Annotated in this window: 12 protein-coding genes, 1 tRNA gene and 3 pseudogenes; 8 read left to right on the top strand and 8 right to left on the bottom strand. The window is 66.8% G+C overall.

The annotated features are described in order from the left end of the window. Positions 1–397 precede the first annotated feature (397 nt). The 4 genes and pseudogenes from AB0368_RS07335 to AB0368_RS07320 all read left to right on the top strand — a co-directional run. Positions 398–688, top strand: a pseudogene (locus tag AB0368_RS07335) (DUF4360 domain-containing protein); the annotation flags it as partial. Between the two features lie 121 nt (positions 689–809). Continuing rightward, complete coding sequence (locus AB0368_RS07330; protein ID WP_366152899.1) at positions 810–950, top strand: DUF4360 domain-containing protein; 141 nt, start codon at positions 810–812, stop codon at positions 948–950. Positions 951–1,200: 250 nt separating this feature from the next. Next, on the top strand, positions 1,201–1,446 hold the full coding sequence (locus tag AB0368_RS07325) for a hypothetical protein (protein ID WP_366152898.1): 246 nt from the start codon (positions 1,201–1,203) through the stop codon (positions 1,444–1,446). 248 nt (positions 1,447–1,694) lie between these two features. After that, the gene (locus AB0368_RS07320; protein ID WP_366152897.1) at positions 1,695–2,267 is read left to right on the top strand and encodes an ATP-binding protein; all 573 of its coding nucleotides are present in this window, start codon (positions 1,695–1,697) and stop codon (positions 2,265–2,267) included. A 486-nt stretch (positions 2,268–2,753) separates the two neighbouring features. Here AB0368_RS07320 and AB0368_RS07315 read toward each other — a convergent pair whose 3' ends face one another. The 5 genes and pseudogenes from AB0368_RS07315 to AB0368_RS07295 all read right to left on the bottom strand — a co-directional run. Next, positions 2,754–3,794 (bottom strand): glycosyltransferase, encoded by a 1,041-nt coding sequence (locus tag AB0368_RS07315; RefSeq protein ID WP_366152896.1) that lies wholly within the window; start codon positions 3,792–3,794, stop codon positions 2,754–2,756. Beyond that, a complete protein-coding gene (locus tag AB0368_RS07310; RefSeq protein ID WP_366152895.1) occupies positions 3,791–4,918 on the bottom strand; it encodes a glycosyltransferase in 1,128 nt (375 codons plus the stop codon). Before AB0368_RS07310 ends, AB0368_RS07315 begins: the two co-directional genes overlap by 4 nt. A gap of 159 nt (positions 4,919–5,077) precedes the next feature. Next, complete coding sequence (locus AB0368_RS07305) at positions 5,078–6,079, bottom strand: glycosyltransferase family 4 protein (protein WP_366152894.1); 1,002 nt, start codon at positions 6,077–6,079, stop codon at positions 5,078–5,080. Then, entirely contained in the window at positions 6,076–6,249 is a 174-nt protein-coding gene (locus AB0368_RS07300; RefSeq protein ID WP_366152893.1) for a hypothetical protein, read from the bottom strand. Before AB0368_RS07300 ends, AB0368_RS07305 begins: the two co-directional genes overlap by 4 nt. Positions 6,250–6,454: 205 nt before the next feature. Next, positions 6,455–6,605: pseudogene (locus AB0368_RS07295) on the bottom strand (IS30 family transposase); the annotation flags it as partial. A gap of 56 nt (positions 6,606–6,661) precedes the next feature. On the opposite strand from AB0368_RS07295, the gene AB0368_RS07290 reads away from it, so the two are divergent. Beyond that, positions 6,662–7,294 (top strand): tyrosine-type recombinase/integrase, encoded by a 633-nt coding sequence (locus AB0368_RS07290; protein ID WP_366152931.1) that lies wholly within the window; start codon positions 6,662–6,664, stop codon positions 7,292–7,294. On the opposite strand, the gene AB0368_RS07285 is transcribed toward AB0368_RS07290, so the two are convergent. Beyond that, a tRNA-Ser gene (locus tag AB0368_RS07285) sits at positions 7,246–7,331 on the bottom strand. The genes AB0368_RS07290 and AB0368_RS07285 overlap by 49 nt on opposite strands. Positions 7,332–7,531: 200 nt before the next feature. Between AB0368_RS07285 and AB0368_RS07280 the strand changes: the two are divergent. Continuing rightward, positions 7,532–8,011 (top strand): annotated as a pseudogene (locus AB0368_RS07280) (IS5 family transposase); the annotation flags it as partial. 776 nt (positions 8,012–8,787) lie between these two features. Continuing rightward, a complete protein-coding gene (locus AB0368_RS07275) occupies positions 8,788–9,261 on the top strand; it encodes a hypothetical protein (protein ID WP_366152892.1) in 474 nt (157 codons plus the stop codon). Between the two features lie 61 nt (positions 9,262–9,322). Here AB0368_RS07275 and AB0368_RS07270 read toward each other — a convergent pair whose 3' ends face one another. After that, positions 9,323–9,847, bottom strand: coding sequence for a hypothetical protein (locus tag AB0368_RS07270; RefSeq protein WP_366152891.1), 525 nt, complete (start codon positions 9,845–9,847; stop codon positions 9,323–9,325). A 217-nt stretch (positions 9,848–10,064) separates the two neighbouring features. Further along, positions 10,065–14,618, bottom strand: coding sequence for a hypothetical protein (locus AB0368_RS07265; protein ID WP_366152890.1), 4,554 nt, complete (start codon positions 14,616–14,618; stop codon positions 10,065–10,067). 891 nt (positions 14,619–15,509) lie between these two features. On the opposite strand from AB0368_RS07265, the gene AB0368_RS07260 reads away from it, so the two are divergent. Then, entirely contained in the window at positions 15,510–22,178 is a 6,669-nt protein-coding gene (locus AB0368_RS07260) for an RHS repeat-associated core domain-containing protein (protein ID WP_366152889.1), read from the top strand. Positions 22,179–22,658: the final 480 nt, after the last annotated feature.

Here is a 22,658-nt window from a genome sequence, read left to right as displayed (position 1 = left end):
GTGCCAAAGCCGACGCCGGCCGCCATCGTGCCCCGCACGACGCGCCCGGTAGGCGAAAACATGCCTTTAGCAGCAGTGATACAGGAGGCCCTCACTGCTCGCCGGTTGCTCGAAGTGGCCGACAAAGCCGGGTGAAACGGGCGTGGTCGCAACGTTACTCACTGGAGATCCCAGTTCAGGGTGGGCCGCCGGGGACTCGAACCCCGAACCTATGGATTAAAAGTCCACAGAAAGAAGACCCACTCCTGATTTTCTCTATTCGAAGAATAGTCGTCCGTACGTCAAGGTGCGGAACATCCGAGCGACCGCGGAGCGACCAAGCCGTTCGACGTCGGTGGGTCGACCAGGTCCAACCGGCTGCTGATCGTGCTGGCGAGTTGGCTCAACCACTCCTTCGGTGAAGATTGCGGACGTATCCCTATGGGTCTCGTCAAGCGGCGAGAGCGTGATCGCTTGGCCGTGCTTGATAGAGGCTGCGGTCGCGGATCATGGCGAACAGGACGTTGACGCGGCGGCGGGCGGGACAGGTGAGGGCGGCGTTGTGGCGTTTATCCCCACCACCGGCGGGCCGGAAGACTGCCAGCTCAACGTGCTGGTCGGCGTGTCTCAGGGCTCTACCTACGCGATCGCCAAGGTGGACTTCCGCGGGTACGGGCTACTCCGGGCCGGGTCCGTCGCCTCGCAGCGGGCCAACTACTACTTCCAGGGCATGAGCCAGAGCGCCTCCACCCACACCCTGTCGCAGCACCGCTGGACGACAACTGGATGGCCAGCAACGAAGTCGCGGTCGCCGCCCTCGTCTGGCACCCTTGCGGCGAGACGCGCACCTCAACATCAACACCGAGCTGCGGGTCAGCAAAGGGACATCGACCGCCGCCAGCTTCCTGACGATGGACTCCACCGACGGCAGCATCGAGACCACGTACCCCTTCGCATGGAGGCGGTGCTAAAGCCCAAACCGGGCGCCGTACGGAACACTCGAGTGCGGCGTGACGGGGGTTGCCAGCCCGGTGTGGTAGCTCCCGGCGACCGCGCCGGACCGTGAGCGGCACGGTGATTGTCCACGCTCAGACGGGGGAACCAGCGATCAATGACCGGTTGACGTAGGGTTAAGCCAGTGGCGATGTTGCCTCATCGCCGTCGCTGCTCCAGACCTCGGTAGCCACCGTTGTCACCAGGTCCCTTTGGAGCATCCCCATGATGGTTGAAACACGCGTGGTCCGCCTCACGCTGGACCCGGGGGAAGGAATCGCCGCCAAGCGGTATGTGGACCGTGGTCTTTGGTGGGTCTTCTGCCGCATCGCTAAGCCGCCACGGGGACCCGTCGACGGTCACCGTCCGCTGACCGCTGCCGCCCACGGCTCGCCGTGGACGGCGGAGCTGATCGGTGGGCTCGCCTGGATGCGGCCACACCGGAACATGGCGCGGCTGGCCGGTCAGCCGTGACCACTGCGCAGCGGGTGCAGTCGCCATATCTGCTCACCACCGGAACAGACCGCCGGGCAGTGTCGGTGGACGTTACGGCTGATGCGAGCGCCACGGTGGTCGAGATGACGGTGCATGGCGGGTGGTCACAGCCGCTCGGCAGTCAGGTGTCGGCCAGCCTGCGACTGTGTCTGCTGGCGCCGACTGTGGCGATCATCATCGATCTGCACGATGTCGATGATGTCCATGGACAGAGTCTGCGGTTCTGGATGACGGCGGTACGGGCGGCCCGGCTCGGGCCGACACCCGTTCAGCTGGTGTTGTGCCTGCCCCCGAGGGCGATGCTGGGCTACCAGCTACGGCATGCCGACAGGTCTCAGCCGCTGCTGTTCAACACCATGCCGCGGGCGCGTATAGCGATCGCCGGCCGGCTGGCGCATACCCATCGACGGTTTCAAGTCCGGCTTGCCCCGCGGCCGGCCGCGGTGCGGACCGCACGTGACCTCGTCGCGCAGGCTTGTCACACCTGGCAGCTACCACAACTAGGGCACGACGCCTCACTGATCATGTCGGAACTTGCCGCCAACGCCGTGGAACACGCTCGCACCGACGCCGTGGCCACCGTGCTCGCAGACGGCCCCCGACTGCACCTCGCCGTTCGGGACGGCGACACCCGATATCCGCGCCTCAACCCGCTGGCTGCCGCAGGACGGGCAACTCCACTCGACGAGCGCGGCCGGGGACTGCAGCTCGTCCACGCCCTCGCCGCCGCCTGGGGTGCCATGCCCGCCCGCAGCGGCAAGGTCGTATGGGCCACGGTGTCCACAGACTCGCCGTCGTAAAGGCACACGAATCCGCCGACGACATGGATTCCGGCATACCGCTCCCGATCTCCATGAGAGTACGGGCAGCCCTTAGTTACGGGCTGGAGGACCAGGACGAAAGCCGCCCAACTTACGATCAGCATCGCGGCCACGACACTCATGCGTACGGCGTGGTAGGCGGGGCGCCGTTTCGAGGAGGCCCGCCTCGCAGACCCGCCGGTTCAACGCCGAGAAGTTGCTTCCGGAGGCAGCCCTCGGCCGCGGCACAGCTGTTGTCATGATTGCCCGATTCCGGCAGCGGCCCGGCGGCTCAGAGGCACAAGGGTCCTGCTCATCGCGGCTCCTCGAATCTCGTCTGCGCTCAATCGATGTCGTCGTGCGAATGCACGGTTGAAGAAGCAGGGAACGGTCGCGAGGTCTGGACGGGTGTCACGCCAGGCCTTGAAAGACGCAAGGGTGGCGATAAGAATTTGCCGTCATCCACGACGCCGCAAACGGCCTGCCTCATCGGGGTGTTCGGTGCTGGAGGGTGGAGATCAGGGCAAGGGTGGACTCGGCGCCCTGGTTGAGGTTGGGGCCGTGCAGGGTCAGCCCGTCGTAGCCGCCGCCGGTTGCTGGGTCCCACATGAGCTGGCCGATGTCGTTGTCACCGAGGAACCAGTCGATGGACTGGTGCACACCGAATTGCCAGATGTCGTCGCCGGTGATGGTGGCGGCCGTGGCGCAGGCGTCGGCCAGTGCCGCCACTTCGATCGGTTGCTGGTCGTGTCGCAGCCGGGGACCGCCCCGTTGCCAGCCTCCTGATGGGAGGACCGACAGGTGGCGGCCGCTGGTCTGGATGTTCAGCAGCCACGTCAGCATCCGCAGACCAGCGTCCAGGACCGGCGGGTCGTCGAGCAGGTGGCCGGCGACGATGACGGCTTCGGCGAGGGCGGCGTTGGCGTAGGTGAGCCGCTCGTGCGGCCACGGCCAGTCCGGATCGGGATCCGGGTGCCCGATGGCGACGGCAGCGTCGCCCAGCAAGGCAGCGGCCGGCTCGTTGCCGGGATCGAGGCGGAGCAGTTCGGCGGCGCCGAGTGCGGCGAAAGCCATCGCTCGCGGGGCGACGGACCGGCAGGAGGTTCCTCGGGTGAAAGCGAGGAGGGCTTCCTGGCGGATCCATGGCGCCGGGCTGTGGGCCGCGGCGGTCCCGAGGCCCCAGAGGGCGCGCCCCCACCAGTCCCCGAGGCCGGGCTGGTCGGTCCACTCCCGGTTGAACCCGAGTCGGTTGTGGAAGGCGCCCTCGGCGTCCTGCGCGTGGGTGAGGAAGGTCAGATAGCGCTCCGCGAGCCGGAGCACCTCGCCGGACGGGTCGGCCTCGCGGCTGGTGACCAGCAGGCCCCGGGCGACATCGTCGGTGCAGTAGCCGTGCTCACGGCGGGCGATGGCGTGCCGGGCATGCTCGAAGAGGCCGGTGTCGTCGGTGAGCCGCACCAGGTGTGTGAAGGTGGGGGCGGGAACGTTCCTGCCGCGCCCTGGCACCGTGCTGGTGGTCTTGACCGTCACGTGCCGGCCACGGCGACCGGGCGGTGGTGTGCGGCGACAAGCCTCGCGGCGACTTCGTGGTACCGCTGGGCGACGGCGGGCCATCGCAGTGCCGGCTCGGCGTGACCGTTGCGTTGGCGCAGGGTGGCGGCCAGCGCGGGCTTGGTGAGGATTCTTCTGATGGCAGTCGCGAGAGCTACCGGGTTCTTGTGGGGCACGAGCAGGCCGGGTCCGTCGGTGAGCAGTTCCACCGCGTGCGGGAACGCGGTGGCGACGACCGGGATGCGGGCCGCCACAGCCTCGACGAGGACGCCCGAGGTGACCTGCTCGGTCGAGTCGTACGGCAGCACGATGACATCAGCGGAGCGGACGAGTCCCCCGAGCGCCGCATCGTCGAGGTAGGACGACTCGTAGCGCACCGTGTGCGCGATGCCCAGGGCCGCGCCGAGCTGGTGCAGACTCGCCCGGTATGCCTCGCCATGATGCTCGATGACCTTGGGGTGGGTGCGCCCGGCCACGGTGTAGACGGGCGCGGGCTCCAGGTCACGCAGCAGAGCCAGGCCGCGTAGCGCCCACTCGATGCCCTTGCCGGGTCCCAGTAGGCCCCAGGTGAGCAGATGTGGCTGGGGGCCCCGGCGGTTCGGCGGGCCGGCGTAGTCGCAGGCGCCGTGCGGAATCACGGAGATCTTCGCAGCGTCGACGGCATAGCCGGCAAGCAGCCGGTCGCGCGCGGCCTTGGTGATGGTCACGACCGCGTCGGCGGCAGCCACGATCTCCTCGAGCAGCGACTTCTGACTCGCAGTGGGGTAAGTCAGCACGGTGTGCAGGACGACCAGGCAAGGCACGGTGAGCCGCCGCAGCACGGACAGGACTTCGCCGCCGTCGCGGCCGGGATAGATGCCGTACTCGTGCTGGACGACGGCGACGTCGAAGGTGCTCAGCACCTCGGCGCTGTCGCGCCAGCCGGCAGGCGTCGTGGTTGCCCAGGTGTGCACCACGCCGGGTGCGGGCGTGGGATCGTCGCCGTTTGCCGCGACCCGCACGACGCCGCCCTCGCCGAGATGGGCGGCCAACGCCGCGTTGAAGGTCGCCAAACCACAGCGGGTGGGCGGATGGGTACTGAGAAATCCGTACCTGATCGTCATAGGACATGCCTTCTGGTTGTCGGCCCCATCGCGGGTGACACGCCGGGTGACCTCACGCGGTGACGGCTCCGACCCGCCAGCGTGTACGACGGGTCGAGGGGCCGGCGCCCCGAGGAGCCGGCCATGCCGAGAAAGTGGATCATGTAGTGAGCGGACGAGTCAGCCGATGAGTTGCTCGTAGACGGCCAGGTAGTCGGCGACCATCCGGTTCGCGCCGAAGCGCAGGCAGGCCCGTGCCCGGCACCCGTCCCGGTCGATCGTGCGGACCGCGCCCACGGCCGCAACGGCCTGGTCGACGCCGCGCACGAGGTAGCCGGTGACGCCTTCGTCGACGATCTCGGGCATGGAGCCACGCTTGTAGGCGATGACCGGCGTGCCGCAAACCATGGATTCCACCACCGACAAGCCGAACGGCTCATCGAAGTCGATCGGGTGCAGCAGGGCCAGCGCGCCGCCGAGGATCTCACTGCGGCGTCGGGGCCCCACCGCGCCTAGGAAGACCACGCGTTCGCCGTCGATGTGCGGCGCCACCTTCTCCGTGAAATACCGTTCATCCTGGACGATCCCGCAGATGGTAAGCGTGCGTCCGGCCCGGCGGGCGATCTCGATCGCCGTGTGGGTGCCCTTGTCCGGGTGAATCCTGCCGAAGCTGACCAGCCCGGCGCCTGCGGACGCTGTGAACGGGAGCCCGTCGACATCCACACCGTGATGCACCGTCGCGACATAGTCGAGTTCCGGGCTGCGATCGGCATCCGAGATCGACACGAACGTGGATCTGCTCGCCTGATAGGCGGGCAAAATCCCGGGGCCGGAGAACCCGTGCACGGTCGTGACCAGCGGCGCGCGCCAGTGTTCCGCGAAGGCGAGAGGGAGCCAGTCGAGGTGGCTGTGCACGATGTCGAACTCGCCTGACCGGGCCAAGGCGTGCGAGACGTGCATCGCCTCGGCGACTCGGCCGTCCGTCGACGGATTGTCCGCGTACCCGCGCGGGCACACGCCGTCGAGCCGGGCCGTAGTGATTGAATCCAAGGTCGCGAAGAGCGTCACGTCAGCCCCCGCGGCGACGAGGCCCTCCGCGAGGAGACCCGTGACCTGTTCCCAGGGTCCGTAAGCATGCGGCGGAGTCCGCCATGCCACCGCCCCCAGGATGCCGACCCTCACGCCGGCTCCGCGTCAGCCAGCTCGGCCGGATCGACGTGGAGCGTAGCCAACAGCCCGCCATGCCGGGAAGTATCGATGTATTCAGGGAGCTCTCGGTCGACGAAATCGGCCCTGTCGTTCTGACCCCGCTCGCGAAGCACGGCGATGACAACAGTCTTGGAAATATTCATTGTCTGCTCTCTGGAGGGCACCTGCCGGCGGCGGGTGGAGCCGCCGGGGTCTGGAGCGACAATCACCAGACTACGCCTGCCATCGATCCGCCTGAGTGTCCAGACGGCTCGGGGTTCGGGCGGTCTCCACCGGCGCGGTATACGTCCGGGTGTGCTCCCGTGCCTCAGCCGAGCGCCAAGATCCGCACGGCAAGCATGGGCGGATTCAACCGGTCGTCGCAACACCGGGTTGTTGGAGCAATCGTAGGTGTTCGTCGAGGGCTTCGGCCGGGGTCTTCCAGCCGAGTGTTTCCGGGCCGGCTGTTGAGTGCGTGAGCGACGGCGTTGATCTCCTCAGTACTCCACCGGGACAGGTTGCGAAGGTGGCCAACTAGTGGGCCAAGCGGCTCCCGACGCCGGCTGAGCATTGCCGATGTCGCCTCTCGCCGAGGCGCGAAAGGGCTCACGGTACGTACGGGTATCCCTCATCCTTACCCGCCATACGGCACTACACGCTGCCCGACGGCAACCAGGCCGTTCGGACCGGCACCACGGCGGCGAGCTTCGGTTTCTCGATCCTCGATCAGCACGACACCCCGCTGCTGTACCTCGACAACACCGCAGGAAATCCACGCTGGCGCCAATACACCCCGTACGGTGGGTGCGCCGCAGCGAACTGCCGCCCATCCGGCTGCACGACCTACGCCACTGCGCCGCCACCTACCTCAAAGCCTCCTGCGCCGACCTCAAAGACATCCAAGAAGCCCTCGGTCACTCATCCATCGCCATCACCGGAGACACCTACATCTCGGTCATCCACGAACTCGAGACCGAACGTGCCAAAGCCGACGCCGGCCGCCATCGTGCCCCGCACGACGCGCCCGGTAGGCGAAAACATGCCTTTAGCAGCAGTGATACAGGAGGCCCTCACCGCTCGCCGGTTGCTCGAAGTGGCCGACAAAGCCGGGTGAAACGGGCGTGGTCGCAACGTTACTCACTGGAGATCCCAGTTCAGGGTGGGCCGCCGGGGACTCGAACCCCGAACCTATGGATTAAAAGTCCATAGGTGAGAGCCATTCTCTGGGCGGTCAGAAAAGCGGACCTTATTCTCGCACAGTCCGGCACGGTCCGGCTACGTCCAGGTACGTCCGAGTGAATGAGAACAGCCATTAAATGCGGAAATCCGGCCGGGTCCGGCTGCGTCCGGTGGGGGTACGGAACATCCGAGCGACCGCGGAGCGACCGCAGAGCGTTCCGGCACGGCAATGGCAGGGTTCGCCGAGGGTCGGGCGGCTTGTCGGGGGCGGGAAAAAGGGGGCCGCTGACCGGCCCGAACCCCGTCGACCGCGGCAAGCCAGGATCGAAGATCCACGTCCTGTGCGACCGCCGCGGGACACCACTGACCGTCTTGATCTCCGCCGCGAACACCCACGACTCGCAGCTGATGGTGCCGCTGCTGGACTCGATCGCCCCGATCCGCGGCCCGCGAGGCAGACCGCGCCATCGACCCGCGAAACTGCACGCGGACAAGGCCTACGACCAGCGCCAGCTGCGTGCCGAGATCCGCCGCCGAGGCATCACCGTCCGGATCGCACGTAAAGGCGTCGAGTCCTCTCACCGCCTCGGCCGGCACCGCTGGATCGTCGAAGCGTGCCTGTCCTGGCTACTACGCAACCGCCGCCTCGTACGCCGCTACGACCGCAAAGCCGAACACTTCCAAGCCTTCGCCAACCTCGCCTGCGTCCTACTTGCCTACCGCCGACTCCGCAAAGTCACCAACTGAGACACGCCCTTAACGCGCGGCGATGAGGGCGGCGCGCCTGATGGCCCACGCCAGCCGAGTCGACGCCGGACACTACTCGCCGGTCGCCGGAGGAGACCCGGCGTGGCCGCTGTCGCCCACTCCGACCAGCGACGACTGGAACGCCGGCCAATGGGACCCCGACGTACTGCGCGACATCGAAGCCCGCCGTCACCGAGACAGAACCTGATCCCCGTGGCGGCCGGCACGAACGCCGCCGCGTACGCCCGAACCACGAGCGCTTGAGTCTTGCTTCGCTCGTTCAGCCTTGTGCCGGGCCCGGTAGGCGCACGCCGGTGAGCAGTACCTCTGCCGGATGCCGACGCCATGCGCGAGCGTGGCCAGCTGGAAATGCCCGCTGCCGGCCGCCGATTCCCGGCCACGACCCGGAGCCGGACGGCAACAAGCGGACCCCTCCCTGGTCCCCAGCCGGTCCTCAGACGGGCCATTCCGCTCTGAAAGAGCCGGCCGACGGGAACCGCCCCCACCGGGCCCGGCGTTCCTCGGAATCGACCGTAACTCTGCAGGTCAGAGCGTCTCCCTGATAAGACTAGGGCCGTGGTTCGGCCCCACCCGGCGAGACGCAGTAATGGAACGATGCGACGTCGCCCGATCGGCGGGGCAGTGGGCTGTTAATCCGTACGGTGATGGTTCGAATCCACCGCCGGAGCTCAACGACTGTCCCCGCCACCCCCTTGGCCGCGGCAATCGCTCGTCCCGCAACGGGTCCAACGTCCGTGTAGTGCACAATGACCCGTGTGGCTATCGAAGACCCTGATCTGCTGCAACTGCTGCGATCACTCGACCGGTCGAAGGACCCCGAGTTCCCCGATTCATACGACCATCAGCAGGTGGACGGCGGGTTCCGGGAACTGGCGGCGCGGCTCGACCAAGAGTTCGACGGGCAGTGCTTCTTCGGCGATCGCATGGAGGACGCGAGCCAGCACGGTTCCCTCATCATCACTGCCGCGGGCGCGGCCAGCCGCCGTCAACTGACCATCACCATCAGCAACTTCGGTTATCTGGCGGTCCTGTCCGTCGATGAGCCATTCGCCTGGGCCGACGATGAAGCGGCCGATTTGCTCCATCCCGAGGATGCGCGCCGCATAAAATCGGTCCTTGCCGACCTCGACTACACATTGATTCCTGAGGAGCCGCTCTGGGAAGGGTACGACGGCTGCTGGCCCGGACTCTTCGAGAACTGGTGGAACCGCTTCTTCAGCTACGTCTGAACGAGTCAGCGCCGCCTGGAGGTCGACCTGTCGACTTCTGGGCGGCGCTGATCTGTCTCGGCTACACGTTGGGTGGCCTGACGTCCGGGAATGCGGTGATGACTTCATTTCCGAACTCGACCGTGATGCGCAGGTAGTTCTGGCCCGGCTTGGTGCCGATCCTGCGACCCATGTCGATGGTGTACGTCGTTCGGTCGCCCTGTACCACCGTCTTCACCGTTCTGGTGGCCCGCAGGGCCCATACTTCGTCCACGACTTTGAAGACGTCGACCGCATTCTTCAGGTCGAACACGCTGTGCTGCGGCTTGCTGGGGTCGGTGTCCGAGGCGCTGAAGTCGTCGGCGCGGTAGATCTCCGCCTTCGGGCGTAGAAGGCGAAGTGGTTGTCGCCGTCGATGAACACGACCAGGAACGCGCAGATTGTCGGGACTGGCTCGGCAGGTTTCGACTGCGATTCTCGTCGAGGTGGTGGCAAGTAGACGGGTCACTTCGCCCTCATCGAGTTCCTGCTCGACAATGACTCCGCGGGAGGGTTGCCACTGCATGGCGACCAGCAGACGCTGTGCTTCTAACTGGTTCAGATGCATGAGAAGACGGACGTCGTGTTTCCATGCTTCGGTCCCAGATAGGTGGAACTGCCGATCCCGGGTTCATGCTCTGCAGACTTCAGTGACAGTGCACTGCCCGACGGCTCGCCGAGCCCCTCTGCTGCCGTTTCTCGAGACCTGCTAAGGTCGGATAACGGGCAGCATCAGTGGTCTACGGCGAGCCGTTCGGGACTGACTACCTAGCCGGTGTCACCTGTTACGGGTTGGTGAGAACGCCGACGTGCACCTTCTTGTCAACGGCTACGGCGGTGTATGAGGCGATGGCCGTTCCGTTGGTGTCGAGCTGGACGTGGACGGCCCAGGTGCCGGAGGTTGCGCGGGTGCGGTCGAAGACTCCGATGCCGTTGAGGCTGGTCACCACGTGCAGGTTTCCGTCGGCGTCGGCGCCGGAGGAGACACTGGTCGCGGCGGCTGTCGATTCGACCGCTGTGGAGCTTGACCAGGTGCCGGTGGTGCTGCGGGTCTTGTCGTAGACGCCGGCGCTGGGTACCAGGGTCTGCACGTGCAGGGTGCCGTCCGGCAGAGCAGCTGCGGACACGTCGCTGATGGCCGTGTTCGTGTCGATCACCGATGCGGAACCCCAGGTGCCGGCGGTGTTACGGATCCGGTTGTAGACGCCGGAACCAGGCACGATCGTCTGCAGGTGCAGGGTCCCGTCGGGCAGGCCGGCGCCGGACACGTCGGTGATGGCCGTGTTCGCGTCGATCTTCGTGCTGCTGGCTGCCCACGTCCCGGCCGCGCTGCGGCTGCGGTACCAGATGCCGCTGCCGGGCACGAGCGAGGCGAGGTGCAGGGTGCCGTTGGGCAGACCGACAGCGGCGATGTCGGTGATGGACCCGTTGGTGTCGATCTTGGTTGCGGTGCCGGACCACACGCCGGACGCGGACCGGACCCGTTCCCAGATGCCGCTGCCCGGCACGAGCGTGAAGGCGTGGACGGTGCCGTCGGGCAGGGCCGCTGCCGCCGTGTTGGACACGGCTGGGTTGTTGTCGAGCAGCTGGCCGCTGCTGGGCCAGGACCCGTTGGGGTCACGGGCGTGGTCCCAGACGGCGTGCTGCGCCTCGGGCATCGGGTTGATCACGGCGTTGTACGTCGATACGTGCGCGACCTGGCCCTTGAAGTGGTTGTCGTGCGCGGTGGCGCTGGTGCGCATGGTGCCGATCTGGAATCCGCCGCCGGCTGACCACGGGGTCGAGTGGGTGGCGGTCGCGGCCAGCTGGTCGTTGACGTACAGGCGCATCTGCTTGTTCGACGCCTGGTAGGAGACGACGACGTGGTACCACAGGCCGAGCCGGGCGGTGCCGATCGCGGACTTCGCGGTGTCCTGCACGGCGCTGGTGGGGGCGGCGTCGGTGCGCTGCATGGCGAAGTTCCAGGCGCCGTCGGCGCTGGGCCAGACCCGGAACCCGGGACCGCTTGTGCCGTCCTGGGAGACGACGGTGCCGTCGTAGGCGTCCGGCTTGGCCCAGAACCCGACGGAGAAGTCGGCGATCGTGGACAGCGCCTTGGCCGTCGTCGTCGCGGCGGATGTGGTGCTGCCGGTGAACTGCAGGTCCGGGCTGATCATGTCGCCGGTGTTCCACTGGGCGCCGCTGATCGTGGCGGTCAGGGCGCCGGAGCTGTCCTGCGCGGTGGTGACGCTGGCGTCGCCGGCGGAGTCGTTCAGGTGCCAGGCGTGGCTGGCGGCCAGCACGGTCTGGGAAGTCTGCGCAGCCAGCGTGGCCGTGGTGCCGATCATGGTGGTGACGATCCACGCCGTGGCGGTGGCCGACGCCCCGCTAACCCACAGGTCCGGGGTGCCGTCGCGGTTGATGTCGCCGGAGCGCAGGGTGACCGCTGCGGCCTTCTGGAAGGTGCTCGCCGTGCCGTCGGCGATCACCCGGGAGGTGTAGGTGAGGGTGTTGTTGCTGCCGTCGGTGGTGAACGTCAGCCCGGTCCACAGGTACAGGGCGCCGGTGGTGCTGTTCCACAGGAACATGCTCGTCGTCCCGGCCGGTGTCTGGGCGGTGACGATCTTCCATGCCTTCCAGTTCATGGTGCCGTCGGGTGCGGCGGTGGTCAGCGGGTAGCTCATCGCGTACTGGGTCGGCCCGCCGCTGTTGGGGTAGTAGACCAGGTGGTAGCCGTCGGTGTCGTCGCCGGCGATACCGATCAGGTCGAGGAAGCCGCTGGACTGCCCGGACGAGGTACCGGCGTTGGCCAGCATCATGGGTTCGTCGGCGTTGCCGGTGGCGGAGTAGTCGGTCAGGATGCCGCTGCTGATGCTGTGCTGCGCGTCATCGACGCCGGGAGTGATTGGGCTGCCGTCGCCGTTGCCGGCCAGTACACCGCCGCTGCCGGCCTTGCCGCTGCCGGACGGGTAGTAGTACAGCAGGTCCTGCAGGTGGTCGCCGGTGAATTCCCCGCTGATCACCTGCGCACCGTTAAAGTCGGCCGGCGACCCTGTCGTGTTGGTGCCGTTTCCGAACGCGCCGATGTCGGTGGCCACGACGTTCAGTGAGGTGTCGGCGCGTCCGGTGCCCGGCGCTACCCATACCCCGGCGGGCATGTTGTTCACGCCGCCGACCGCGAGCAGGTCCGGGTTGCCGTCGCCGGTCAGGTCCGCGTCCGCGGCCGGTGCCGGCGGTACCGCGGTGAACGGCTCGCTGGCCGCGTCCGGGCTGAAGTTGCTCCCTGCCGATGCGCTGGTGACGTTGATCCAGTTGATCGTACGCATCGGCACGGCGGAGAACGTGGCGTTGCCGCTGCTGTCAGCCGTGACCGTGACGACGGCGCCGCCGTTGAGCTGGAACTGGTACGACGCCGGCGCGGTCGTCTCGCCGACGTTCTTCACGTAGGAGACGGCGAACGTGGCGGGCTTGCCGATGGTCGCACCCGTCGGCGGAGTCACGTCGGGGGCGTGCGGCCGGGTCGGGTCGAACGTGAACGTACACGTGGTCGACGCGGCGCTGGTCAGCCCGTTCTGGCTGGTGGTCACGTTCCAGCGGAAGGCGGTCGGCTTACCGGCCGCGATCGTCTTCATCCAGCTCGCCTTGACGGTGAACGGGGTGCTGCCGCTGCCGGAGGCAACGTTGGTCAGCGTGCCGCTGGTCTTGACCGTGCCGTCGGTCGACTTCCACACAGTGAAGTTCTCCGACACGGTGCCGCCGTCGGGGTCGGACACGGTGGCGTAGAGCTTGATGTCGTGGTCACCCACGGTCGTGCCGCTGCACGCCGTGGTCGGACTGGTCTTCAGGCCGGTCGGCACGTTCGGCTTGTGGTCGTAGTCGACCGTGATCTTCGGTGTGCTGGTGCTCCACCGCTTCCACCCGGTCTGCGAGCTCTCGTCGTTCGCCTTGATCACGAACGTCTGCGTCTTACGGCCTGCGCCCGCGGCGGCTTTGATGCCGGTGCTGATGTCGAATCCGACGCCGTGGGCGGGGCAGCTGCTGTTGTAGCCGTAGGCGGCGCTCACCTGGTCGTTGCGGGTGCCCAGCGACACCCCGGACCAGGCGTTCCAGGTCGCGTTCGTCGAGGTCAGCGTCGTGTTCGGGGCGTAGATGTCGACGTTGCTAGCGGTGCAGTTGTACGCCCACGTCTCGGTGATGTTGAGCGTGGCGCTGTTGATGATGACGTCCTTGGTGAGCTTGCTGGTGTCAATGCCGAAGTTGAGCAGCGTGCGGCGAACCTCGGTGCCGTCGGGGTCCTTGCCGGACTGCAAGTCGTCCAGGGTGCTGGGTGAGCTCTTCCAGTAGTTGGTGCTCGGCCGGCTGTTGTCGATGACGGCGTAGCCGTTCTGCGCCGCACCCCAGGACCAGGCCGGGTCGACGTAGACCGGCCAGGCCGCCGAATCCAGCAACGCCTTGGACGGCGTCAGCGTGATCTTGTCCTTGGCGACGGCCACACCGAGCTTCGCGGTCCGGGCGCCGAGGCCGGGGGAGTGCGCGCTCGACCTGGCCGGCATGCCGGTGCGTGCGTCCAGCACCCTCTTGGTGCTCGGGTCGGTGACGGTCGGCCCGGCGTCCGCGGCAACGGTGGAGTCCCACATGATCGGCGCAGGCGCGGTGACCACGGTCCGGCGGTTGACGTCGGTACCGACGATGTTGCCCGCCGCATCCGCTGAAAGGTTCAGACCGCGGGCCGAGGTCGCCATCGCCAGCGACGACAGCAGAGGGTTGGCCGCAGCCTTGGCGTCCGCGACGGCCAACACCTGCGAGAACCCGCCCTGACTGTCAGCGGTCACGGTGAGATCCACGCCGGGTAGCACGTCCGCATAGGTGGCGGTCGGCCCGGCCAGCGTCGGTTTCGGAAGCGAGAACGGCAGGGTCAGGGCCAGTGAACTGCCGCCACCGGCCATGGTCGCGAACGGACCGCTCCCGCCGGCCGACAGATGCAGGTCACCGGTGGCCAGCGTCGGGGTGATCGTGCCGTCGTCGTCGATCTTGAGGGTGGCGTCCAGGTCCTTCCACACACCGCCGACGAGTTTACGGACCGGCTGCACCGCCTGCGTCAGCGTGAACGAGCCGTCCGGGTTCGCGGTCAGCGTGCTGGTGGCCGTCGTAGCGGCGGTGACAGCGACGGGTTCACCCTTGGTTGCGGCTTGGGCCGCGGCTTCGGCTTCACCAATCGTGGTCTTCGGTGTGGGGATCGCTGCTGCGGAGGGTGTGACGGGCGCGGCGAGCGCGGGGGTCCCAGCGACGGTCAGGCAGAGACCCACTCCGGCGGCCAGGACGGCAGCCGGCCACGGTCGTTGGCGGACGTTGTTCCTCACGCGGCACGAACCCTTCATGATGCTCGGCCAGAACCGGCAGCGCGCAAGGATGCGGCGGCTCGGTCGCTGGTGTCTACGGCGACAAATCAGCTCGGCGTTGAGGGCTCATCTCGCCCTTCAACGTTCCTGTATGTCGAGTCATACGAACCCGCCCCTGCTGCCGGTGCCCGCTAAAGACAGGGCGAAGCGACGACCGGCCGGGCACCCCCGTCGCGGCGCCACCTGTCGCGGTGAAGGCGGCCGAACACGGAGGATCCACGCCCGTTCATATGATCAACGGCCAAACCGTAGGCCTCGCAAGGTCTCCGCAAATCCTCCTTTAGGGCACCCATGGCCAGTCCATTTGCCGCGGCATGGCAAGGATTCGTGCCTCGCTGCGTCGGTTGAGGAATCTGTGTCCTGTTCACCTGGCGGTGAGTACGGCGTGGCCTACGACACTCGGCAAAGAATTGTCAGCTGAAGGTGGGCGACCGATAGCCCGCGATATCGACGTCGGTCCTACTGGCGTTCCTGCGGGACTTCGCTCCACGCGAGTCAGTGCGACGTGGAGCGACACTGTGCACTGTGGGCCCTCCCACACTGGAGAGAACAGCTGGCCGGGTGCCCGCGTCAGTACGCCGCACCACCGGCCAATAGCCGAATGGTGAGCCTCGTGCGGGCCCTTCGGGTGAATGAATTGCCACATGAGTTCTCATCAGCCACAGAAGCATCATCCGGCGTGCAATGCCTGACAAGAGCGGCTTGTCAAGATCTTTTGCTTAGTCCGCGCCGCGAATACTGTGCCGATCTTCCGTGTTTTCAGAATTCTCGGGGTGAAGTATGTCGGCAGGCCGACGACAGCAACGGTGGAACACTCGGGCATGGCGGCCGGCAGCGTCGCCGTGGTCACGGGTGCTCGCGGGCGCATTGCCGTTCGCGTTGATGGGCGGCCTGCTGGGTACGCCCGTTCCGTCGGCGAACGCGGCGGCGCCGGCCGGCGCGCTGGCCCAGGCTGCTGCCGGACTGCGCGCGGTCAAGCAGATCAGCGCCGTGCCCGCCCGGTTCGCCACCCCGCAGGCCAAGCCGAAGGCGTACACGCCGACCAAGACGACCTTCCCGCAAGCGGCTGCGGCGACCGTCGCCCTTACCCCACCGGCTGCCGGATCCGCCCGGGGCGCCCGTAGCCGAGCGGCGGGCACGCCGGTGTCGGCCCAGTCGATTGCTCCTTCGCGTGGAAGCGCCTACGCCGGCCCGAAGTCTCTGCGCGTCAAGGTCCTTGACCACTCCGCAGCTGTTGCCGCAGGCATTCCGGGCATCTTGATGACCGTCTCGGCCGACAAGGCTGGAGCGGCCCGGGTCGCGGTGGACTACAGCGACTTCGCCCAGGCGTATGGCGGCAACTACGCCGGCAGCCTGGCCCTGTCGCGTTACCCGAGCTGCATCCTGACCACGCCGCAGGTGCCCGCGTGTCAGAAAGCCACGCCCCTACCATCGGTCAACGACATGGACACGCAGACGGTGGAGGCAACCGTCACTGTCCCGACGGCACCTGTATCCGCGCCGGCGTCGGCGACGGGCTTCCGTACCGCTGCGCTGTCCGTTCCGGCCAAGGCGCCCAGCACGGGTTCCACGATGGTGCTTGCTGCTGCTGCGACATCGACGGGGCCGCAGGGCGGGGCCCCGGGCGGTACCTACAACGCGACGAGTCTGGATCCCTCGGGGTCGTGGACGGGCGGCGGTAGCTCCGGCAGCTTCAACTACTCTTACCCGCTCGCCTCCGCCTCGGCCCCGTCGGACCTGGTGCCGGCCATGGGCCTGTCGTACAGCTCGGCGAGCACCGACGGCAAGACGGCCGCAACTCAGTCCCAGGCCTCGTGGGCCGGTGAGGGGTGGGGTACCCCCAACTCGTTCATCGAGCAGTCTTTCCAGTCCTGCGCGGAGAGCCCGGAAGGCACTGCCGCGCCGACGAAGATCTATGACCGGTGCTACGACGGGCCGATCTACACGCTGTCGCTCAACGGCAGCACCAGCGCCCTCGTCTGGGACGCCACCAAGAAGGTGTTCAAGACGGAGACCGCCGAAGGTGCCACGATCGTGCACTACTGCACCCTGCCGACCGGCAAGACGACCTTCAGCGACCCGACCTGCACCGCCGGCACCAACAACGGCTCCGCGACCTACTTCAACGACTGGTGGAAGGTCACCAACCGCGACGGCACCACCTACTCGTTCGGCACGAACCGCCTCCCCGGCTGGGCTAGCGGCAAGGCGGCGACAAACTCGGTCGCCTACCAGCCGGTGTACTCATCGCACGCCGGCGACCCCTGCTACAACGCCACCTTCTCCGCCGCGGTCTGCACGATGCCGTACCGCTGGGGCCTGGACTACGTCGTCGACACGCACGCCAACGCGATGTCGTACTACTACAAGCTCGACACCAACTACTACGGCGCCTACAACGGTGCCAGCATGAAGCCGTACGTCCGCGACCAGTACCTGGACCACATCGACTACGGCTTCACCGACGGCAACGCCTACGGCACGGTCGCGAACAAGTACGTGTTCACCACCGGCGCGCGATGCGTCTCCGGGACCTGCACGCCGCTGAGCGCCACCACCGCGCCGAACTGGCCGGACGTGCCGTACACCCAGATCTGCGCCTCCGGTGCCACGTGCAAGTCGTACGCTCCGACGTTCTTCTCCACGGTCCGGCTGGCCAGCATCACCTCGCAGCAGTACTCCACGGCCACATCGACCTACACGGCCCTGGACACCTACACGCTGACCCAGTCGATCCCGCAGACCGGTGACGGCACCGCGGCCACGCTGTGGCTGGACAAGATCGTGCACACCGCGTCCGCGCTCGGGGCCGGCACGAGTACCACCAAGGCCATCACGATGCCGCCGGTCACGTTCGGGGCCACCGCGCCGATGGCGAACCGGCTCGACACCCAGAGCGACGGCCTGCCCGCCTACTTCAAGTACCGGTTGGGGACCATCACCACCGAGACCGGCTCGCGCATTACCGTCGCCTACGGGCGGCCGAATCAGTGCTCGGCGTCGGCGAAGCCGACCCCGGCCACCAACACATCGTCGTGCTATCCCGTCTCCTGGGTGCCCGACGGCTACACCGCCCCGATCACCGACTGGTTCAACAAGTACGCCGTGACCAAGGTCAGCCAGGACGACCCCACCGGCGGCGCACCGGCCCAGGTCACCAGCTACGACTACAACGGCGGCGCTGCCTGGCACTTCGACGACAACGAACTCGTCAAGGCCAAGTACCGCACCTACGGGCAGTTCCGCGGCTACGGCGACGTCACCACCTACACCGGCGACGGCGTCACCAACCCGAAGGCCAAGTCGCAGACCACCTACTACCGCGGCATGTCCAAGAACAACAACACCACGATCGTCAACGTCACCGACTCCCTCGGCGGCACGCACGAGGACGTCGACCAGCTCGCCGGTCAGGTGCTGGAATCCAGCGCCTACCTGGGCGCCAACGTGGACCACTCGACCATCACCTCCTATTGGGTCTCCGCCGCCGCGGCCACCCGGAGCCGGACAGGGCTGCCGGCGCTGACGTCGACCTGGGTCGCCCCGGTCCAGACGTTCACCCGGCAGGCGGTCACCTCGACCGGCACGACCACATGGCGTTACACCGCGACCGACACCTCGTACGTCGCGTCTCCCACGGACGCCAACTTCGGCCTGCCCGTTCGCGTTTTCAACCACACCTCGCCGATCGACCCCGCCTACAGCACGTGCAGCTCGACGACCTACGCGGCGCCGAACTCCGCGAAGAACCTGGTGGGGCTGGCCGCCGAGGTGGAGACGGTGTCCGTGGCCTGCGGCGGCTACACCGCAGGCGCGGCGCCCTCCGTACCGGGCAGCCTCAACACCCTCACCGCCCCCGCGACGGTGTCCCGCCCGGCGCAGGTGGTCGCCGCTACCCGCAGCTACTACGACGACACCACCTTCGCCGTCACCTTCCCGCAGGCCACGGCTCCGTCCAAAGGTGATGTCACCATGGTGCGCGCCGCCGCGGACTACACCGGCGGCGCGTACGTCTGGCAGACCACCTCGCGGGCCAAGTTCGACAGCGTCGGCCGGCAGACCGACGCCTACGACGGCAACGGCAGCAACACGCACACGGCGTACACCAGCAACACCGTCGGCCTGACCACCGGGGCGACGGTCACCAACGGGCTTGGCCAGACCTCCGCGACGGCGACGCTGGACACCCAGCGGGGCATCACCGTCAAGAGCAGCGACATCAACGGCGTCACCACCACCAGCCAATACGACGCGCTCGGCCGGATCAGCGCGGTGTGGCTGAGCAGCCGCGCCACCACCGCGGCCGCGAACTACCTGTTCACCTACGTGCTGTCCAACGCCGGGCCGACCGCCGTGACGACCCAGGAACTGAACGACTCACTCGGCTACAAAACCTCGACGCTCATCTACGACGGCCTGCTGCGACCCCGGCAGACCCAGAGGACCACACCGCGCGACGGGCGACTCGTCAGCGACACGTTCTACGACACCAGGGGGTGGGTGTCGGCCAAGTACACCAACTGGTGGGACGACAGCACGACGCCCAACACCGCGACGATTTCCGCAGTCGACCTGCAGAGGCAGGTCCCGATGCAGAACGTCTACACCTACAACTCGCTCGGTCAGGTCGTCATCGACCGCAACCAGAACAACGGCACCGAGGTCTCCCGTACCACCACCGTCTACAACGGCGACCTCACCACCGTCATCCCACCGGCCGGCGCCACCGTCACCACCACGGTCGTCGACCCGATCGGTCGCAAGACGCGGCAGGACGACTACCTGACCCGGCCCACCCTGAACAGCCCCGCCGACCCGTTCACCGGCACCTATACCGTCAGCGGCGGGACCGCCCAGACCGTGTCGTACGGATACGATAGCCACGGCAACCAGAACACCACTGTGCAAGGTGCGCCCGGCAGCAGTGGACCCACCTGGATCGACACCTTCAATCTCCTGGGGCAGGTCACCGCAAAGTCGGACCCGGACGCCGGCACCACCACCAACATCAAGTACGACGGTGCTGGCAACCTCAAGCAGGCGACCGACGCCCGCGGCAAGACCATCTCCTACAGCTATGACGCGCTCGGCCGCAGGACCGGCGTCTTCGCCTCCGCGGCTGACGCCCAACAGCCGGCCAACACCTCCACCGGCACCACCGGCAACCAGCTGGCCGCCTGGGTGTACGACAACGCCAACAACGTCGCCGGAGTCACTAACGCACTCGGCCAGCTGACCACCACCACGTCCTACACCGGTGGCAACGCCTACACCGCCCAGCAGACCGGCTTCAACATCTTCGGTAAACCGCTCGGCACCGCCGTCACGATCCCGACTGCCGAAGGGGCTCTTGCTGGCACCTACACCGTCAAGCACCTCTACACGGCCAACGCCGGTCTCCTGCTCAAGGACATCTACCTCGCGCAGGGCGGCCTGCCGGCCGAACAGGTCCTGCACACCTACCGCAGCCACATGGACCTGCCCGACGGACTCGCGGGGCTGGCTGGATACACCCAGAGCACCAGCTACGACGCCTACAGCCGAGTACTTCAGACGAGCTTCGGGCCGTCGACAACGGCCTTCACTACGGTCGGCAATACCTATGACCCGAACAGCGGCCTTCTCACCAACAAGCTGACCAGCCGCACCGCCAACGGCGTCACCACAACCTTGGACGAACAGGCATACCGGCATGACGACGCCGGCAACCTGCTCGCGCAAGCCAGCATCCGCCAGGGCAACGCCTCCACCGCCGAAACCCAGTGCTTTGACTACGACGGGCTCGACCAGCTCGTCGGCGCCTGGACCGCCAACGACACCTGCCGCACCACCCCGACAGCCGGCAACACCACCATGGTCGCCGACGGACTCGGGCCCGCCTCCGCCTACTGGACCACCTGGACCTTTGACACCCTGGGCGATCGCACAGGCCAGACACAGCACGCCTTCACCGCCGGCCCGGCCACCGACACCGTCACGACCTACACGTACGGCAAGGCAGGCAGTCAGCCGCACACCCTCACCGCAACAGCAACGACCGGTGCAACCACCACGTCAACCGGCTACGGCTACGACACCGCCGGCAACATGACCAGCCGAAATGCTGGACAAGGCAACCAGATACTCGCCTACAACGACCTCGGCAAGGTCAACACGGTCTCGGGGTCCACCGACGGAAACTCCACGTTCCTCTACGACGCCGGCGGAGACCTCCTGATCCAGAAAGATCCCGGCAGCGTCACGCTCTACCTGGGCAACCAGCAGTTCACCCTCAACACCAGCACCAGCGCCGTGACCGGCACGCGCTACTACACTCTGCCCGGCGGCGGCCAGGCAATCCGCACCGGCACCACCGCCACGGCGTTCAGGTACGTCATCGGCGACTCCCACGGCACCCCGAGCCTCTACCTCGACAACTCCGCAGCCAACCCGACCTGGCGGCAGTACACCCCGTACGGCGACACCCGGGGCAGCGCTGTCACCGCGCCCGACAACCGTGGCTTCCTCAACAAGCCACTCAGCAAGGCGACCGGGCTCACCGTCGTCGGTGCGCGCCAATACGACCCCGTCATCGGCCGCTTCATCACCCTCGACCCCATCCTCGAGAAGGAAGACCCCACCCAGCTCAACGGATACGGCTACGCCGGCAACAACCCCGCGGTGCACGCAGACCCGACGGGACTGCGGATCGACCCCGACGGCAAGGCCTCAGACACCGGCTACTCCGGCGATGCCAACGCAGCCAGGAAGCGCAGCAACGACGCCGCAAAGAACAACGGAACAGGTGCCACCGGCTGCAACTGGAGCTGCCTGTCCAAGAAGCCCGCTCCGCACAACGGCGTACCGCTGACAGCGCTGCGGAACCACGGGTACAACGGAACCGACGCATTCACCTATAAGGAAGCCGCAGAATGGGCTTCCGGTAGTGAAGACGGCTTCATGATGGTGTGTCTGCACACACTCAACAAGTCAGACGGCTACTGCAACGACAACAACCCCTGGACAAAGCCGCGACCGCTCACCGCCAAGGAGGGAATTGCAGTCGTTCTGGCACCACTCGTGATCCTCGGTGTGGTCGGCCTCGCGGCAGGGTGCGTGGAGGCGCTCTTCCTTTGCGCGATCGTGGGTGGAAATGTCGGGCGGGGAGTCGGGTCATCCATACTGAGCGGCGCAAGCGGCGACGAAGCTGCTGCCGGACAGCTGTCGGGATCTATACTCTCCAAAGCTCAGCAGGCAGACCAGGCCATGCGTGCCGGTCGAACCCGCGTGAAGTTGAGCGATTTGAGAGGGGTTCAGCTTCCGGACTATGGGGATGCTGCGAAGGTTTCGCAGGTCAGGGGAATGTCCGACGAGCAACTAATCAACTCAATCAACAACCCGGACGAGCTTGGCGGCGTCGTCGTACTCGATGGGCGTACCGTAATCAACGGGAACCACAGAATAGCCGAAGCTCTGCGTAGAATGAACGACCCGTTCTTTAAGGGCATTACACCTGATACAGAGGTGCTGGTTCTGCAGTAATGGGCATTCGGCTGGCACCAAGGAGCGCGCAACGGAGATTGATGAATGAAAGCCTTCTGGCGGAGCAGATTCGTTAGGTCACGACTGGGGTGGCCCGTCCCGCGGATCGCCAAGGTGGTATCCGCACAAGAGTTGTCGTCGCTCATTGCCGACGCCACAAAGTCAGGATACAGCCGGAAGGCCAAGGAGGTTCAGGTCCGCGCCGGTACCTACTATTATCTTATTCCATACCTATTGGAGTCGTCTCCAGAGCAGTGTTGGATGTGTTTTGTAATCGCAGTCGCGAACCTGAATAAAGTGGAGAGTGCGGAGCGGGCGGAGTTGCGGTATTCCCGGCTAGATGTTGCCATCGCGAGGTTCCGGGACCTGTCTAATGCTTCTGTGGGCCAGCGTGACCAATTGCTGCATTGGGTGCTATGGGATGCGGCGAAGAATGTCGACGGTCCGACAGATACTGCAACCTAAGGATCGCGCCACTGG

The organism is Actinoplanes sp. NPDC051475 (assembly GCF_040689425.1).
In the GTDB taxonomy this organism is placed as follows: domain Bacteria; phylum Actinomycetota; class Actinomycetes; order Mycobacteriales; family Micromonosporaceae; genus Actinoplanes.
Note: the sequence above shows the minus strand (reverse complement) of the source record. Positions and strands in the feature narration are given on the sequence as shown.